At 74.2% G+C, this 16,325-nt stretch carries 15 protein-coding genes; all 15 read left to right on the top strand.

The annotated features are described in order from the left end of the window. The first annotated feature begins 58 nt into the window (after window positions 1–58). Complete coding sequence (murG, locus tag AFE02nite_RS04885) at window positions 59–1,150, top strand: undecaprenyldiphospho-muramoylpentapeptide beta-N-acetylglucosaminyltransferase (RefSeq protein WP_261765505.1); 1,092 nt, start codon at window positions 59–61, stop codon at window positions 1,148–1,150. Then, a complete protein-coding gene (gene murC, locus AFE02nite_RS04880) occupies window positions 1,147–2,637 on the top strand; it encodes a UDP-N-acetylmuramate--L-alanine ligase (RefSeq protein WP_261765462.1) in 1,491 nt (496 codons plus the stop codon). The genes murG and murC overlap by 4 nt, the downstream gene beginning before the upstream one ends. Before the next feature lie 242 nt (window positions 2,638–2,879). Further along, window positions 2,880–3,695 carry a cell division protein FtsQ/DivIB gene (locus AFE02nite_RS04875; protein ID WP_186814460.1) on the top strand — a complete coding sequence of 272 codons (816 nt, stop codon included), beginning with the start codon at window positions 2,880–2,882 and terminating at the stop codon, window positions 3,693–3,695. A gap of 172 nt (window positions 3,696–3,867) precedes the next feature. Further along, on the top strand, window positions 3,868–5,157 hold the full coding sequence (gene ftsZ / locus AFE02nite_RS04870; protein WP_034249424.1) for a cell division protein FtsZ: 1,290 nt from the start codon (window positions 3,868–3,870) through the stop codon (window positions 5,155–5,157). Beyond that, entirely contained in the window at window positions 5,154–5,903 is a 750-nt protein-coding gene (locus tag AFE02nite_RS04865; RefSeq protein ID WP_146819148.1) for a polyphenol oxidase family protein, read from the top strand. The genes ftsZ and AFE02nite_RS04865 overlap by 4 nt, the downstream gene beginning before the upstream one ends. A gap of 169 nt (window positions 5,904–6,072) precedes the next feature. After that, complete coding sequence (locus tag AFE02nite_RS04860) at window positions 6,073–6,549, top strand: cell division protein SepF (protein WP_034245888.1); 477 nt, start codon at window positions 6,073–6,075, stop codon at window positions 6,547–6,549. A gap of 2 nt (window positions 6,550–6,551) precedes the next feature. After that, complete coding sequence (locus AFE02nite_RS04855) at window positions 6,552–6,836, top strand: YggT family protein (protein ID WP_034245885.1); 285 nt, start codon at window positions 6,552–6,554, stop codon at window positions 6,834–6,836. A 178-nt stretch (window positions 6,837–7,014) separates the two neighbouring features. After that, on the top strand, window positions 7,015–7,722 hold the full coding sequence (locus AFE02nite_RS04850; protein ID WP_034245882.1) for a DivIVA domain-containing protein: 708 nt from the start codon (window positions 7,015–7,017) through the stop codon (window positions 7,720–7,722). A 112-nt stretch (window positions 7,723–7,834) separates the two neighbouring features. Next, window positions 7,835–8,305: a TraR/DksA family transcriptional regulator gene (locus AFE02nite_RS04845; RefSeq protein WP_052113648.1), complete on the top strand. Its 471-nt coding sequence runs from the start codon at window positions 7,835–7,837 to the stop codon at window positions 8,303–8,305. Window positions 8,306–8,307: 2 nt separating this feature from the next. Continuing rightward, window positions 8,308–8,937 carry a signal peptidase II gene (gene lspA / locus AFE02nite_RS04840; protein ID WP_307726033.1) on the top strand — a complete coding sequence of 210 codons (630 nt, stop codon included), beginning with the start codon at window positions 8,308–8,310 and terminating at the stop codon, window positions 8,935–8,937. After that, window positions 8,934–9,872 carry an RluA family pseudouridine synthase gene (locus tag AFE02nite_RS04835; RefSeq protein WP_034245879.1) on the top strand — a complete coding sequence of 313 codons (939 nt, stop codon included), beginning with the start codon at window positions 8,934–8,936 and terminating at the stop codon, window positions 9,870–9,872. Before lspA ends, AFE02nite_RS04835 begins: the two co-directional genes overlap by 4 nt. Window positions 9,873–9,972: 100 nt before the next feature. Further along, window positions 9,973–13,512: a DNA polymerase III subunit alpha gene (gene dnaE / locus AFE02nite_RS04830; protein WP_034245876.1), complete on the top strand. Its 3,540-nt coding sequence runs from the start codon at window positions 9,973–9,975 to the stop codon at window positions 13,510–13,512. 58 nt (window positions 13,513–13,570) lie between these two features. Further along, on the top strand, window positions 13,571–13,978 hold the full coding sequence (locus tag AFE02nite_RS04825) for a pyridoxamine 5'-phosphate oxidase family protein (RefSeq protein ID WP_034245873.1): 408 nt from the start codon (window positions 13,571–13,573) through the stop codon (window positions 13,976–13,978). A gap of 74 nt (window positions 13,979–14,052) precedes the next feature. Beyond that, window positions 14,053–15,378, top strand: a complete 1,326-nt coding sequence (hisD, locus tag AFE02nite_RS04820; protein WP_034245870.1) for a histidinol dehydrogenase — start codon at window positions 14,053–14,055, stop codon at window positions 15,376–15,378. A gap of 79 nt (window positions 15,379–15,457) precedes the next feature. After that, the gene (locus AFE02nite_RS04815; RefSeq protein ID WP_186814459.1) at window positions 15,458–16,303 is read left to right on the top strand and encodes an alpha/beta hydrolase family protein; all 846 of its coding nucleotides are present in this window, start codon (window positions 15,458–15,460) and stop codon (window positions 16,301–16,303) included. Window positions 16,304–16,325 lie beyond the last annotated feature (22 nt).

Below are 16,325 nucleotides of genomic sequence, written 5' to 3'. Positions count from 1 at the left end.
CCCGGCGGACCCGGGCGCGGTGGCCTCGGAGGCGACGGCGGGCGCGCCGCGGCCGCCGCTGCGGTCGGTGGTCCTCGCCGGCGGCGGCACGGCCGGCCACGTGAACCCGCTGCTGGCGGTCGCCGACGAGCTCCGCCGCCGGCACGCCGGGATCGACGTGACGGTGCTGGGCACGGCGGAGGGCCTGGAGGCCGAGCTCGTGCCGGCCCGGGGGTACCGGCTCGTGACGGTGCCCCGCGTGCCGTTGCCCCGCCGCCCGACCCTCGACTGGTTCCGGCTCCCGGCGCGCCTGCGCCGCGCGGTCGCCGTCGCGCGGGACGCCGCGGTGGGCGCGCAGGCGGTCGTGGGCTTCGGCGGGTACGTCGCCACGCCCGCGTACCTCGCGGCCCGCGGTCGCGTGCCGGTCGTCATCCACGAGCAGAACGCGCGCCCGGGCCTGGCCAACCGGCTCGGTGCGCGCTGGGCCGACGCCGTCGCCGTCACCTTCCCGGGCACCCGGCTGCCCGGCGCGACGGTGACCGGCCTGCCGCTGCGCCCGCCCGTCGCCGCGCTCGCCGCCGCGCGTCAGACCGACGCGGACGGTGCGCGGCGGGCGGCTGCGAAGACCCTCGGGCTCGACCCGGCGGCGACGACCCTGCTGGTCACGGGCGGCTCGCTCGGCGCACTGAGCCTGAACCGGGCCCTGGCGGGCGCAGCGGCGGACCTGGCCGACGCCGGGGTGCAGGTCCTGCACCTGACCGGCACCGGCAAGGACGCCGAGGTGCGGGCCGCCGTCGCAGGCGTGCCGGGGTACCACGTGCTGGCCTACCTGGCCGACATGCAGGACGCGCTCGCCGTGGCGGACCTGGTCGTGTGCCGAGCCGGCGCCGGCACGGTCAGCGAGCTCGCGGCGCTCGGCATCCCCGCGGTCTACGTGCCCCTGCCCGTCGGCAACGGCGAGCAGCGCCTCAACGCCGCGCCCGTCGTGGACGCGGGCGGCGGCGTCCTGGTCCCGGATGCCCAGCTCGACCCCGCCTGGGTGCGGGCGCACGTCGTGCCGCTGCTCGCCGACCGTGCGCGGCTTGCCGCGATGGCGCAGGCCGCGCGCTCCGTCGGGACGACGGACGCGGCGGCCCGGGTGGCCGACCTCGTCGAGCAGGTGGCCCGGTGACCGCGGCCGGCGGGGCGACGGGGGCCACCGCGACGCCCCCCGCGCTGGACACCCTCGGTCGTGTGCACCTCATCGGCGTGGGCGGTGCAGGCATGTCCGCCGTGGCGCTCCTCCTCGCTGCGCGGGGCGTCCCCGTCTCCGGGTCGGACGCCCGCGACTCCGCCGTCCTGGCCGCCCTGCGCGAGGCAGGCGTGCGCGTGCACGTCGGCCACGACGCCGCACACGTGGCGGGGGTGCACACGGTCGTCGTCTCCTCGGCGATCCGCGAGACCAACCCGGAGCTCGCGGCCGCCCGCTCGGGTGGGCTGCGCGTGCTGCACCGCTCGGTCGCCCTCGCCGCGCTCATGGCCGGCAGGCGGACCGTGGCCGTCGCGGGGGCGCACGGCAAGACCACGACCTCGGCCATGGTCGCCGCCGTGCTGGTGGCCGCCGGGCGGGACCCGTCGTACGCGATCGGCGCCGCGGTGGACGGACCCGTCGGTGCGCGGCCGGGGGCCGGCGACGCCTTCGTGGCGGAGGCCGACGAGTCCGACGGCTCCTTCCTGGCCTACGCGCCGGAGGTGGCGGTCGTCACGAACGTGGAGCCGGACCACCTCGACCACTACGGGACGCGCGAGGCGTTCGAGGCGGCGTTCGTCGCCTTCGCGGGGCGCATCGTGCCCGGCGGCTCGCTCGTGGCGTGCGCGGACGACGACGGGGCACGGCGGCTGGCCGCCCGCGTGGCTGCCGACGACGTGCCGGTGATCACCTACGGCACCGCCGCGGACGCCGTCGTACGGATGGGCCCGTGGGTGCCGGCCGGTGAGGGCGGCTCGGTTGCGGTCCACGACACCCGCGACGGCACCCGCGCCGTCCTCGAGCTGCAGGTCCCGGGCGCGCACAACGGTCTCGACGCGGCGGCCGCGTGGACCGCCGCACGCCTGCTCGGGGTGCCGAGCGACGTCGCGGTGGACGCGCTCGCAGGCTTCCGGGGCACCGGCCGCCGGTTCGAGGCCCGCGGCGAGCGGGGCGGGGTCCGCGTCGTCGACGACTACGCGCACCACCCGACCGAGGTGGCGGCGCTCCTGCGCGCGGCGCGGACGGTCGCCGGCAACGGGCGCGTGCTCGTGCTCTTCCAGCCCCACCTGTACTCCCGGACCCGGACGTTCGCCCGGGAGTTCGCCGAGGCCCTCGCGACCGCCGACCTGGCAGTGGTGACCGACGTGTACGCGGCTCGGGAGGACCCTGACCCCACGGTGACCGGAGCCCTGATCACCGAGGCGATGCCGGCGGGTCGCGGCCTGCACGTGCCGGGGCGCCTGGAGGCGGCCACGCAGCTCGGTCGGCGCGCCCGGCCCGGCGACCTCGTCCTGACCGTCGGCGCGGGCGACGTGACGGAGCTCGCGCCCGTCGTGCTCGCCGCGGTGGGGACGGGCGACGGCGGCGCGGCCGCGGACGGCGGCCCCGCGGGCGGCCCGCGCGACGGCGGCCCGGCGGTGGGACGGTGAGGCCCCCGCAGGTGCCTCGGCGCACGGCCACCGTGCGTCCGGAGACCCCGGTCCGGCCGGCGCCGCGGTCGTCGGCGCCGGCGCCCCGAGCGCAGCCGCCCGTGCCGCGGCCTGTCGTGCCTCGTCCGCCCCAGCCCCGGCCGCCTGCCACGCCGCTGGCGTCACGGGCGCCGTCGGCGCCGGCGGCTCCGGACCCAGGGTCGACGGCGCTCGAGCGGTTCGCCCCGGCGCCCCGGCCGACGGTGCTCGCCACCGCCGAGCGGTTCGCCGAGCGCGCCCGCCTGCGCCGACGGCTGACGCGGCGCCGCGCCGTGTGGTCCGCCGTGGGCGTCGTGGCCGCCGTGGCCCTGGGCTGGCTGGCGTTCCTGTCGCCGGTGCTGGCGCTGGACGTCACCGCGGTCGAGGTCGTCGGCGAGGGGACGGTCGTCGACCCGGCGAGCGTGCTGGCGGTGGTCGCCGCGTACGACGGGACGCCGCTGCCGCGCCTGGACACCGTCGAGCTGCGCCGCGGCGTGCTCGACGTGCCGGGGGTGCGCGCCGCGGAGGTGGCACGGGACTGGCCGCACGGGCTGCGGATCACGCTCGTCTCGCGCGAGCCCGTGGCCGCCGTGCCGGCGCCGTCCGAGGACGCCGCGGCCGCCGCCGACCAGGGCGGTCACGGTGCCCCGGCCGCCGACCAGCAGGCCGGCCAGGCCGCGGGCTACCTCCTGCTCGACGTCGAAGGCGTGCAGGTGGGCCGCGCGGCGGAGCCACCGGTCGGCCTGCCCGTAGTGAACGTCCCGCCGGACGACGAGGACGCGCGGGCGATGACGGCCGTGCTCGCCGTGCTGGAGTCCCTGCCGCCCGAGCTCGCCGAGCAGGTGTCGGCGGCGGGTGCGGCGAGCGAGGACACCGTGAGCCTCACGCTGGCCGACGGCGCCCGCGTCGAGTGGGGGAGCGCGGAGCAGTCCGCGCTGAAGGCCCGCGTGCTGCTCACGCTGCGGGCGGCACCGGCGAGCGCGGGCGCCGCCGTCTTCGACGTCGCCGCCCCGACGATGCCGATCACGCGCGCGGGGTAGCGCCCGAGGGCGCGCGAGTGGTCGACACCACTGGCGGGAATCCCGACACGCGCCCGCGGTGATTGCCGGTCGGGGGTCGGCAACCTAGCGTCGAACCCGACAGCACTCTGACATAACTCTAACCTTCCACCTGAACCTGAAGGTTGGATCCCGCGGCACGAGAGGCACCGACGTGGCAGCTCCCCAGAACTACCTCGCCGTCATCAAGGTGGTCGGGATCGGCGGCGGCGGCGTCAATGCCGTCAACCGGATGATCGAGGTCGGCCTCAAGGGCGTCGAGTTCATCGCGATCAACACAGACGCGCAGGCCCTGCTGATGTCCGACGCCGACGTGAAGCTCGACGTCGGTCGCGACCTCACGCGGGGCCTCGGCGCAGGCGCCGACCCGGAGGTGGGGCGCAAGGCCGCCGAGGACCACGCGGAGGAGATCGAGGACGTCCTGCGCGGCGCGGACATGGTCTTCGTCACCGCGGGCGAGGGCGGGGGCACCGGCACCGGCGGCGCGCCCATCGTGGCCCGCATGGCTCGGTCGCTCGGCGCGCTCACCATCGGCGTCGTGACCCGGCCCTTCACCTTCGAGGGCCGCCGCCGCTCGGTCCAGGCCGAGAACGGCATCGAGGCGCTGCGCGCCGAGGTCGACACGCTCATCGTCATCCCGAACGACCGGCTGCTGTCCATCTCCGACCGGTCCGTCTCGGTGCTGGACGCGTTCCGCTCGGCCGACCAGGTCCTCCTGTCCGGCGTCCAGGGCATCACCGACCTCATCACCACGCCTGGCCTGATCAACCTCGACTTCGCGGACGTGAAGTCCGTCATGCAGGGCGCCGGCAGCGCGCTCATGGGCATCGGCTCGGCGCGCGGCGACGAGCGGGCGGTGCAGGCCGCCGAGCTCGCGATCTCCTCGCCGCTGCTGGAGGCGAGCATCGACGGCGCCCACGGCGTGCTGCTCTCCATCCAGGGTGGCTCGGACCTCGGGCTGTTCGAGATCAACGAGGCCGCCCGCCTCGTGCAGGAGGCCGCGCATCCCGAGGCGAACATCATCTTCGGTGCGGTCATCGACGACGCCCTCGGCGACGAGGTGCGCGTCACGGTCATCGCGGCGGGCTTCGACAGCGGCACGCCCACGACGCGGCGCAACCCGCGTGCGATCGGCGAGGTGAGCGGGCGTCGGGTGGCCCCGGAGAACCACCCGGCCCAGCCCGCACCCGGCGAGCTGCCGCCCGTGATCGCCCCGGTGACGCCCCCGTTCGGCGGCCACGCCGCCACGCCGCCGACCCTCGAGCCGGAGGCGCGGCCGGCGCCGGCCGCCCGTGGCGGCCAGGCCGAGGAGGGACAGGGCGAGGTGCCCTCGTTCCTCGCCGACGAGCGGGAGCCGCTCGAGGTGCCGCGGGTGCTCGAGGAGCGCCCCGCGCCGCGACGCACCGACGACCTCGACCTGCCGGACTTCCTCAAGAACCCGTGACCGACGCGGTGGGGCCCGACCCCGTGGTGGCCGGCCTCGCGGTCGTCGACCTCGGGCCCGGCGTCCGCGCCGCCTTCTCCGGGCCGGGGAACCTCTCGCGGACGGTCGGCGACCAGGACGGCGTGCTGGCCCGGCGCCAGGCGCTGGCGGCGTGGGCGGGCGCGCCCGTCGCGTACGCCTGGCAGGTGCACGGTCGGCGGGTGCACGTGGTGACCGGCCCGGCCCAGGTGCCCGACGACGGACCCGTCGCCCAGGCCGACGCGCTCGTCGCGATCGGGGGCCGGGTCGCGCTGGCCGTGCTCGTCGCCGACTGCGTGCCGGTGCTGCTCGCGGACGGCACGGCCGGCGTCGTCGGCGTGGCCCATGCCGGTCGCGCGGGGGTCGCCGCCGACGTCGTCGGAGCGACGATCGCCGCGATGACGGCCGTGGGTGCGGACCCGGCCCGCCTGCGCGCCGTCGTCGGGCCGGCGGTGTGCGGCCGCTGCTACGAGGTGCCGGCCGCGCTCCGCGACGAGGTGGCGCAGGTCGTGCCGGTCGCGGCGTCGACGACGACGTGGGGCACTCCCGCGCTCGACCTGCCCGCCGCCGTGGCGAGCCAGCTGGCCCGGGCAGGCGTCCAGACCGTCCACCGCGTCCAGGCGTGCACGCTGGAGGACGCCCGATGGTTCTCGCACCGCGGGACGGGGACGGACGCGACGCGCACGCCCGGCCGGTTCGCGGGCGTCGTGCGGGCGCTCGCGGGTTGACGCGGCCGCGCGTCAGGACCCGGCATCGGTGCAGGTCCGTCCCTGTCGGGCGTGTCGCGAAGGCGGGGGAGCGGGCGCGGGTTAGCGTGAGGAACGACCGGACCGAGCACGCCCGACCCTCGGGTCTTTGTGCCGGTCCTGCTGGACCGGACGAGGATGGAGGCCCGCGATGGCCGGAGCGCTGCGCAAGACGATGCTGTACCTCGGCCTGGCCGAGGCGGACCGGGCGGACGACCTGGACTACGTCGAGGAGTACGACGACGAGGAGTACGCCCCGCCGTCGGCGCCCGACGCGCAGCCCGAGTACGCCGCGCCCGTGACGCCCATCCGCCGGTCCCCGCGCGCCTCGGTGGCACCCGAGCTGCGCCGCATCACGACGGTCCACCCGCGCTCGTACAACGACGCCCGGGTGATCGGCGAGGCCTTCCGGTCGGGCACGCCGGTCATCATGAACCTGTCGGAGATGAGCGACGCGGACGCCAAGCGCCTCGTGGACTTCTCGGCAGGGCTCATCTTCGGTCTGCACGGCGCGATCGAGCGGGTGACGGCGAAGGTGTTCCTGCTGTCGCCGGCCCACGTCGAGATCGCGGGTGAGGAGCAGGTCCCGACCGAGGCACCCCGCTCGGCCTTCTACAACCAGAGCTGACGTTGGGCATCGTCGCCGACGTCCTGGGCCTGGTCGTCTGGGTCTTCCTGCTCCTCCTCTTCGTCCGTCTGGTCTTCGACTGGATCCAGGTCTTCGCACGTGACTGGCGTCCCCGCGGCGTCGTGCTCGTCGTGGCCGAGGCGGTCTACACGGTGACCGACCCGCCGCTCAAGGCGATCCGGCGCGTGATCCGGCCGGTCACCATCGGCATGGTGCGGATCGACATCGCGTTCATGGTCCTCGTCTTCGGCTGCTGGGTGCTGCTCGCCGTCCTGGCGATGTTCTGAGCGCGCCGCACGCGTCCCGACCGTCCGCCTCGAGGGCCTCGTGCGCGGACGCCGTCGGCCGACACGCCGACGGACCGCGTCGCTCCCGTGGGTGCGCGGGGCCCGAAGTCCGCTAGCGTGTGGCGTGGCGGTGAGCGACTGCCCGGCCTGACCAGCACTAACGACCGAGGTGACATCCATGGCGCTGCTGACGGCAGACGACGTCCTCAACAAGAAGTTCCAGGCGACCAAGTTCCGCGAGGGCTACGACCAGGACGAGGTCGACGACTTCCTGGACGAGGTGGTCAACACCCTGCGGGTGACGGCCGCCGAGAACGAGGACCTCAAGGCGAAGCTGGCGGCCGCCGAGCGGCGGATCGCCGAGCTCAGCCGCGCGGCTGAGTCGGCGCCGGCCTTCGAGGCCCCGGCCTACGAGGCGCCGGCCCCGGTGCCCGCTCCCGAGCCGGAGCCCGCGCCCGCCCCCGAGCCGGAGCCCGAGCCGGAGCCCGAGCCCGTCTTCGCCGCACCCGTGGTCGCCCCGGCGCCCGTGGCGCCGCAGCGGATCAGCGAGCCGGAGTCCGCCACCGGGATGCTCCAGCTGGCCCAGAAGCTGCACGACGACTACGTGCGCGCCGGCCAGGAGGAGTCCGACCGCATCATCACCGAGGCGAAGTCGCAGGCCACGCGCATCGTCGCCGAGGCTGAGGAGACGTCCAGCCGCACGCTTGCCGCCCTGGAGCAGGAGCGTGGCCTGCTCGAGCGGAAGATCGACGAGCTGCGGGTCTTCGAGCGCGACTACCGGACGCGCCTGAAGAGCTACCTCGAGAACCTGCTCGGCGACCTGGAGTCCCGCGGCACCTCGGTCCAGCCGCGCCAGGCCGGCGAAGGCCTGCCGTACAACGGCTGAGCTGCCGCACCGCTCCCGCTGACGACGCACGACGCGCCACCGCTTCGGTGGCGCGTTGTGCGTTTGCGGCGGGAGGTCTACTCTCTCGTGACCCATCACACACAGGAGCGCCATGACCACCGATGACGCCATCCGCTCGAGCGTCGAGCCGGCGACGGGCCACGAGCTGCCCGATCTCGCGAAGCTCGTGAAGACCTTCCCGGTCCGCGACGGCGAGAAGCCGTGGACCGTCAAGGAGGTCACGGCGATCGCGGACGAGCTCATCGCGGAGATCGCCCGGCTGGAGGTCGAGCTCTCCGAGGCGGACGCTGAGCTGTCGGCCCTGCTGCGCAACTCCGGCGACGGCGCCGGCGACGACCAGGCGGACTCCGGCTCGAGCGCCCTCGAGCGCGAGCAGGAGCTGACGCTGGTGAACAACACCCGTGACCTCCTCGAGCAGAACCGGCACGCTCTCGAGCGGGTCGGCGCGCCCGGCTTCGGTACCTGCGAGTCGTGCGGCGAGGCCATCGGCAAGGCGCGCCTGCAGGCCTTCCCGCGCGCGACCCTCTGCGTCACCTGCAAGGCCCGCCAGGAGCGTCGCTGAGCGTGCGCCGTCCCTCCTCGCTGGTCCTCTGGCTCGTCCTGCTCGCCGTCGTCGTCGTCGTGCTCGACCAGGGCACCAAGGTCTGGGCGCTGTCGGCGCTCACGGAGGGTGAGCGCACGCCGCTCCTCGGCGACCTGCTGGGTCTGACCCTCGTCTTCAACCCGGGGGCGGCCCTGAGCATCGCCACGGGGATGACGTGGGTCCTCACGCTCGCGGCCATCGCGGTCACGGTGGTCGTCCTGAAGGTCTCGAGCAGGCTCGGCTCCCGGACGTGGACCGTGGCCCTCGGCCTGCTGCTCGGCGGTGCGGTGGGCAACCTCATCGACCGGCTCTTCCGCGAGCCTGGCGTCGCGCGGGGGCACGTCGTCGACTTCATCGCCTACGCCGACTGGTTCGTGGGAAACGTGGCGGACATCGCCATCGTGGCGGCCGCCGGCCTGATGATCCTGCTGGGGATGCGCGGGATCGCGCTCGACGGGACCCGGCACGTCGAGCCGGGTGCGTCCGAGGCCGCCCAGGACGGCGCCCCCGACGCCGGCGCCCCCGACGCCGCCGCCCCTGAGGGCGATGCCCCTGACGGCGATGCCCCCGACGGCGAGCCCGCCGGGGACGAGCTCGCCGGCCAGCGGTGAGCACCCGCGCGCTGCCTGTCCCGGACGGCCTTGCCGGGGACCGGGTCGATGCCGGCCTGGCCCGTCTGCTGGGGGTCTCGCGCACCCGCGCTGCCGACCTCGCCACCGCCGGTGCGGTCGTCGTCGACGGGCACGTGGTCGGCAAGTCCGACCGGCTCGTGGCCGGCGCCTGGCTCGAGGTGGACCTGACCTCGCTGGACGAGCCAGTGGTCACCGCACCGCCGGAGCCCGTGCCGGGCATGCGGATCGTGTACGACGACGAGCACGTCGTCGTGGTGGACAAGCCGGTCGGCGTCGCCGCGCACCCGTCGCCGGGCTGGACGGGACCGACGGTCGTCGGTGCCCTCGCCGCCGCGGGGTACCGGGTCTCGACGTCCGGTGCGGCCGAGCGGCAGGGCGTCGTGCACCGGCTCGACGTGGGAACCTCGGGCCTGATGGTGGTCGCGAAGAGCGAGCGCGCCTACACCGCCCTCAAGCACGCCTTCAAGGTGCGCGAGGTCGACAAGGTCTACCACGCCGTCGTGCAGGGCCATCCGGAGCCGACGGAGGGCACCATCGATGCGCCCATCGGCCGGCATCCCTCGGCCGACTACAAGTTCGCCGTCGTCGCCGACGGCAAGCCGTCGGTCACCCACTACCACGTGCTCGAGATGGTCCCGGCGGCCTCGCTCGTCGAGGTGCACCTCGAGACGGGGCGTACGCACCAGATCCGGGTGCACATGTCGGCCGTCCGGCACCCGTGCGTGGGCGACCTGACCTACGGGGCGGACCCGGCCCTCGCGCAGCGTCTGGGCCTGACACGGCAGTGGCTGCACGCCGTGCGGCTCGGGTTCACGCACCCGGCCACCGGTCGCTGGCTCGAGGTGACGAGCGAGTACCCGGCCGACCTGGCCGCGGCGTGGGAGCGGCTGCGCGCCGCGGGCTCCGGCCACTGACCGGGCCGTGAGACGCGGCGGCGTCGCGCGCTGAGACGGCGGCCCTGGCCCCCGCTGGGTGCGGTCCGGCCTGTCACCGACCCCGCCTAGAATCGCCGCCATGGCCGCTGCAGGAGACTTCGCCCACCTGCACGTGCACACCGAGTACTCGATGCTCGACGGCGCCGCCAAGATCGACGAGCTGCTGGCCGAGGTCAAGGCGCACGGGCAGAGCGCGGTCGCCATGACCGACCACGGGTACCTCTTCGGCGCCTTCGAGTTCTGGAGCAAGGCCCGCGCGCAGGGCATCAAGCCGATCATCGGGCTCGAGGCCTACGTCACGCCGGGCACCAGCCGGTTCGACAAGACGCGGGTGCGCTGGGGCGAGCAGCACCAGCGCGAGGACGACGTCTCCGCGGGCGGCGCCTACACGCACCTGACGCTGTGGGCACGCGACAACGAGGGCCTGCACAACCTGTTCCGGCTCGGCTCGATGGCCTCGCTCGACGGCCAGATGGGCAAGTGGCCGCGGATGGACCTCGAGCTCCTCCAGCGGTACTCGCGCGGCCTCTCGGTGGGCACGGCGTGCCCGTCCGGCGAGGTCCAGACCCGCCTGCGCCTGGGCCAGTACGACCAGGCCGTGCGCGCGCTCGGCGAGCTCCAGGACGTCTTCGGCAAGGAGAACGTCTACGTCGAGCTGATGGACCACGGCGCGGACATCGAGGCGCGCGTCTTCAAGGACCTGATCCGGATCGCGCAGGACGTCGGCGCCCCGCTCCTGGCCACGAACGACTCGCACTACGTCCGGCCCGAGCACCACGACGCGCACGACGCCCTGCTGTGCATCAACTCCGGCTCGACCCTCGCGGACCCGGACCGCTTCAAGTTCGACGGCGACGGCTACCACGTGCGCTCGACCGACGACATGCTGCGGCTGTTCGCCGAGCTGCCCGACGCCTGCACGAACACCCTGCGGCTCGCCGAGCAGTGCGACGTCTCCTTCACCACGGCCTCCGACGGCGCGAACTTCATGCCGCGCTACCCGACGCCGGCCGGCGAGGACGAGACCAGCTGGTTCGTCAAGGAGGTCGAGCGGGGCCTGCAGGTGCGCTACCCGTCGGGCATCCCGGACGAGGTGCGCAGGCAGGCGGAGTACGAGACCCAGGTCATCACCCAGATGGGCTTCCCGGGCTACTTCCTCGTCGTCGCCGACTTCATCAACTGGGCCAAGGACAACGGCATCCGCGTCGGTCCCGGGCGCGGGTCGGGCGCGGGCTCGATGGCCGCCTACGCGATGCGGATCACCGACCTGGACCCGCTCCAGCACGGCCTGATCTTCGAGCGCTTCCTCAACCCTGACCGCGTGTCCATGCCCGACTTCGACGTGGACTTCGACGAGCGCCGGCGCGGCGAGGTCATCAAGTACGTGACCGAGAAGTACGGCGAGGACCGCGTCGCGCAGATCGTCACCTACGGCACCATCAAGGCCAAGCAGGCGCTGAAGGACTCGGCCCGGCTGCTCGGGTACCCGTTCGCGGTGGGGGAGAAGCTCACCAAGGCGATGCCGCCGGCCGTCATGGGCAAGGACATCCCGCTCTCGGGGATCTTCGACAAGGCGCACCCGCGGCACGCCGAGGCGGAGGAGTTCCGCCAGCTGCACTCCACCGACCCCGACGCGCAGGCCGTGGTGTCCCTCGCGCGCAACATCGAGGGCCTGAAGCGGCAGTGGGGCGTGCACGCCGCCGGCGTGATCATGTCGAGCGAGCCGCTCATCGACATCATCCCCATCATGCGGCGTCCCCAGGACGGCGCGATCATCACGCAGCTCGACTACCCCACCTGTGAGGGCCTCGGCCTGATCAAGATGGACTTCCTCGGGCTGCGCAACCTGACGATCCTCGACGACGCGCTCGAGAACATCGTCATGAACGGCAAGGACCCGGTCGAGCTCGAGTCGCTCACGCTCGACGACCCGGCCACGTACGAGCTGCTCGGCCGCGGGGACACCCTCGGCGTGTTCCAGCTCGACGGCGGTGGCATGCGCACGCTGCTCCGGCTCATGCGGCCGGACAACTTCGAGGACATCTCCGCCGTCGGCGCCCTGTACCGGCCCGGTCCGATGGGCGCCAACTCGCACACCAACTACGCGCTGCGCAAGACGGGGCAGCAACCGGTGGTGGCGATCCACCCCGAGCTCGAAGAGCCGCTCCGGGACATCCTCGACACGACCTACGGCCTGATCGTGTACCAGGAGCAGGTCATGGCCATCGCGCAGCGGGTGGCCGGGTACAGCCTGGGCCAGGCGGACATCCTGCGCCGCGCGATGGGCAAGAAGAAGAAGTCCGAGCTGGACAAGCAGTTCGCGGCCTTCTCGGCGGGCATGGTCGAGCGCGGCTTCTCGATGGACGCCGTCAAGACGCTGTGGGACATCCTGCTGCCCTTCTCGGACTACGCGTTCAACAAGGCGCACTCCGCGGCGTACGGCGTCGTGTCGTACTGGACCGCCTACCTCAAGGCGAACTACCCGACGGAGTACATGGCGGCGCTCCTGACGAGCGTCCGCGACGACAAGGACAAGTCGGCGCTGTACCTCGGCGAGTGCCGGCACATGGGCATCACGGTGCTCCCGCCGGACGTGAACTCCTCGTCGGCGAACTTCACGGCGGTCGGCAGCGACATCCGGTTCGGCCTCACGGCCGTGCGCAACGTCGGCGCGAACGTCGTCGAGGCGATCGTGGCCGCGCGTGAGGAGAAGGGCGAGTTCACCTCCTTCACCGACTTCCTCGACAAGGTGCCCGCCGTCGTCTGCAACAAGCGGACCATCGAGTCGTTGATCAAGGCGGGCGCGTTCGACTCCCTCGCGCCCTCGCGCCGGGCCCTGCTGCTCGTGCACGAGCAGGCGGTCGACGCCGTCGTGGGGATCAAGCGCAAGGAGGCGGAGGGGCAGTTCGACCTGTTCGCCGGCATGGGCACCGACGACGACGCCGTCACGGTGACCGTCGACGTGCCGGACGTGCCGGACTGGGACAAGAAGCAGCGGCTGGCCTTCGAGCGGGAGATGCTCGGCCTGTACGTGTCCGACCACCCGCTGTCCGGGCTCGAGCACGTCCTCGCGACGGCGTCGGACTGCTCCATCACCACGCTGAACGCCGACGAGACACGCCCAGAGGGATCCGCCGTCACGGTGTGCGGCCTGATCACCTCCCTCCAGCGCAAGATGTCCAAGAACGGCAACCCCTGGGCCGTCGTGACGCTCGAGGACATCGACGGGTCGATCGAGGTCCTCTTCTTCGGTGAGACGTACCTGAGCTACGCGACGATGCTGGCCGAGGACGCCGTCGTGACCATCCGCGGCCGTGTGCGCCGGCGCGACGACGCCGTGCAGCTCCAGGCGATGGAGGTCTCGCTGCCCGACGTGTCGGCGGCCGACTCGCGTCCCGTGACGATCACGATGCCGGTGAGCCGGTGCACGCCCCCGGTGGTCGAGCGGCTGCGGGAGATCCTGGGTGCGCACCCCGGCGTGACGCAGGTGAACCTCAAGCTCACGCAGCCCGGGCGTGCGACGGTGATGCGGCTCGAGGACACCCTGCGCATCGAACGGTCCTCGGCGCTGTTCGGCGACCTCAAGGCGCTCCTGGGCCCGGGCTGCCTCGTCCCCTAGGCGTGCGCGCCCGGGCTGCCCGGGCACGGTGGCGCCGGCCGGATGGGAGACTCACGGCGTGATCTCCCTGACCCCCGAGCAGCGCGTCTTCGTCGTCGAACGTCACCTCGCCACGCTCACCACGCTGCGACCGGACGGGACCCCGCACGTCGTGCCGGTGGCCTTCACCTGGGACGCCGAGCGCGGCACCGCCGTCATGACCACCCGGGAGGGGTCGGCCAAGGTGCGCAACATCGAGGCGCTCGCGGCGAGCGGGGCACCCGCACGCGGTGCCCTGTGCCAGGTGGATGGCGGCCGGTGGCTGACGCTCGAGGGGGAGCTCACCGTCTCGCGGGACCCGGAGGTCGTCGCGGACGCGGAGCGCCGCTACGCGGCTCGCTACCGGCACCTCGAGCCGTCGCCGACCCGGATCGTGCTGCGCCTGGCCGTGGACCGCGTCATGGGATCGGCCTACATGACGCGGTGACCGGTGCGCGCGGCGGCGTCTCGCGGGACGTAACGACGACGCCCGCCGACCGGGCCCGACCTAGACTCGCGAGCGTGATCACCCGCATCGACCTGCGCGGGCGCCGCCTCTCGGCGCGTGACCTCGCCGCCACCCTGCCCCGTCCCGAGCTCGACGTCGCGACCGCCGCGGAGCGGGTCGCACCGATCGTCGAGGACGTCCGGCATCGCGGCGCGGCTGCCCTGCGGGACCTGGCCGAGCGGTTCGACGGCGTGCGGCCCGAGCACCTGCGGGTCCCGGCGAAGGCCCTCGCGGACGCGCTCGACGGGCTCGACGCGGGCGTCCGGGCAGCGGTGGAGGAGTCGATCCGGCGTGCCCGGCTCGTGCACGCCGCGCAGGTGCCGAGCGACTTCGCGGTCGACCTCGCCCCGGGCGCACAGGTGCGCCAGCGGTGGCTGCCCGTGCGCCGCGTCGGGCTGTACGTGCCCGGTGGCCTGGCGGTCTACCCGTCGTCGGTCGTCATGAACGTCGTGCCCGCTCAGGAGGCGGGTGTCGGCAGCCTCGTCGTGACGAGCCCGCCTCAGGCCGCCAACGGCGGCCTTCCGCACCCGACCATCCTCGCTGCGTGCGCCCTGCTCGGCGTCGACGAGGTCTACGCGGTGGGCGGCGCCCAGGCCGTCGCGATGCTCGCCTACGGAGCCGCGGGCGAGACCGAGGCGGACGGTGCCGTGCTGTGCGAGCCGGTCGACGTCGTCACCGGGCCGGGCAACCAGTACGTCACCGCGGCCAAGCGCCTGGTGCGTGGCGTCGTCGGGATCGACTCGGAGGCGGGGCCCACGGAGATCGCGATCCTGGCCGACGCCGGGGCGGACCCGCGGCACGTCGCCGCGGACCTCATCTCTCAGGCCGAGCACGGACCGACGTCGGCGTCGGTGCTGATCACCGACTCGCTCGCGCTCGTGGACGCCGTGGAACGCGCGCTCCCCGCGATGGTCGCGGCGACGAAGCACGCCGAGCGGGTCGCGACGGCGCTCGCCGGGCCGCAGTCGGCCATCGTGGTCGTCGACGACCTCGAGCAGGGCCTGGACGTCTGCAACGCCTACGGCGCCGAGCACCTGGAGATCCAGACCGCCGACGCCGCTGCGGTGGCCGACCGCGTGACGAGCGCGGGCGCCATCTTCGTCGGGCCGTACTCGCCGGTCTCGCTCGGGGACTATATGGCGGGCTCGAACCACGTGCTCCCGACCGGTGGCTGCGCCCACTTCTCGAGCGGCCTCGGGGTGCACTCGTTCGTGCGACCGGTACAGGTCATCGAGTACGACAAGGCGGCGCTGGGCGTCCTCGCGGAGCGGATCGTCACGCTGGCCGACGACGAGGACCTGCCCGCCCACGGTGAGGCCGTCGAGGTCCGGTTCGCCTAGGTGCGGCCCGGCGGGCCAGGCCCGCGTCGCGCGCGCAAATCCATGCCGTGGCGCGGGCGGTTCTGCCATGCTCGAAGCCGTGCCCAGCCGTTCTGCAGTCCCCGCGCGGGTCGCCGCCGCGGCGGCGATCGCGGCCGGACTCCTCGCGGCGTGCGACACGCCGCCGGCGGTGGAGACGCCGAGTGCCTCGGGGACGCCGGGCCCGGGGGAGTACCTGCCCGGACTGGAGGCCGTCGTCGAGCTGCCGGCGCGCGACCCGAGGGCTGTCTTCCTCGTCGTGCCCGGAGGTGGCTTCCGGGCCGCCGACCCGACGGGTCTCCTCCCGCTGGGCGCGGACCTCGCCGACGAGGGCTTCGCCGCGGTCACGATCACCTACGACCACGCCGGCACCGGCACGTACTACCCGCGTCCGGTGGAGGAGGTCGCCTGCGGCATCGCGTACGCGGCCACCCAGGCGCCCGGGGTCCCCGTCGTCGTGGTCGGGCACTCGGCGGGCGCCGACCTCGCGATGCTGGCGGGGCTGCAGCCGCTGCGCACCGACGTGAGCTGCCCGTACGAGCCGCGGGCCGCGGACGGCATCGTCGGCCTCGCCGGTCCTTACGACATCCATCAGTCGCGGATCGGGGAGGACCTCTTCGGCGTCCCGCAGGAGGAGGACCCGGAGATGTGGCGCGACGGCGACCCGCTCCGGTGGGCGGACGCCCGGCCGGAGGTCCCCGTGCTGCTGATGCACGGCGAGGCGGACGAGATGGTCCCCGTGTCGTTCACCGAGTCGATGGCCGCGGCCCTCGAGCAGGGCGGGCACGACGTCGTGGCCGAGTACCTGCCGGAGGCCCGGCACAACGACCTCTTCCTGTCCGAGTGGATCCTTGCCGACCTCGTGGACTGGACGCGGGACACGGTCCTCCCCGGCGCGACCGACTGACGCGACCGACTGAACCGGGCTG

It is taken from the genome of Actinotalea fermentans (assembly GCF_007991475.1).
Taxonomy (GTDB): domain Bacteria; phylum Actinomycetota; class Actinomycetes; order Actinomycetales; family Cellulomonadaceae; genus Actinotalea; species Actinotalea fermentans.
Note: the sequence above shows the minus strand (reverse complement) of the source record. Positions and strands in the feature narration are given on the sequence as shown.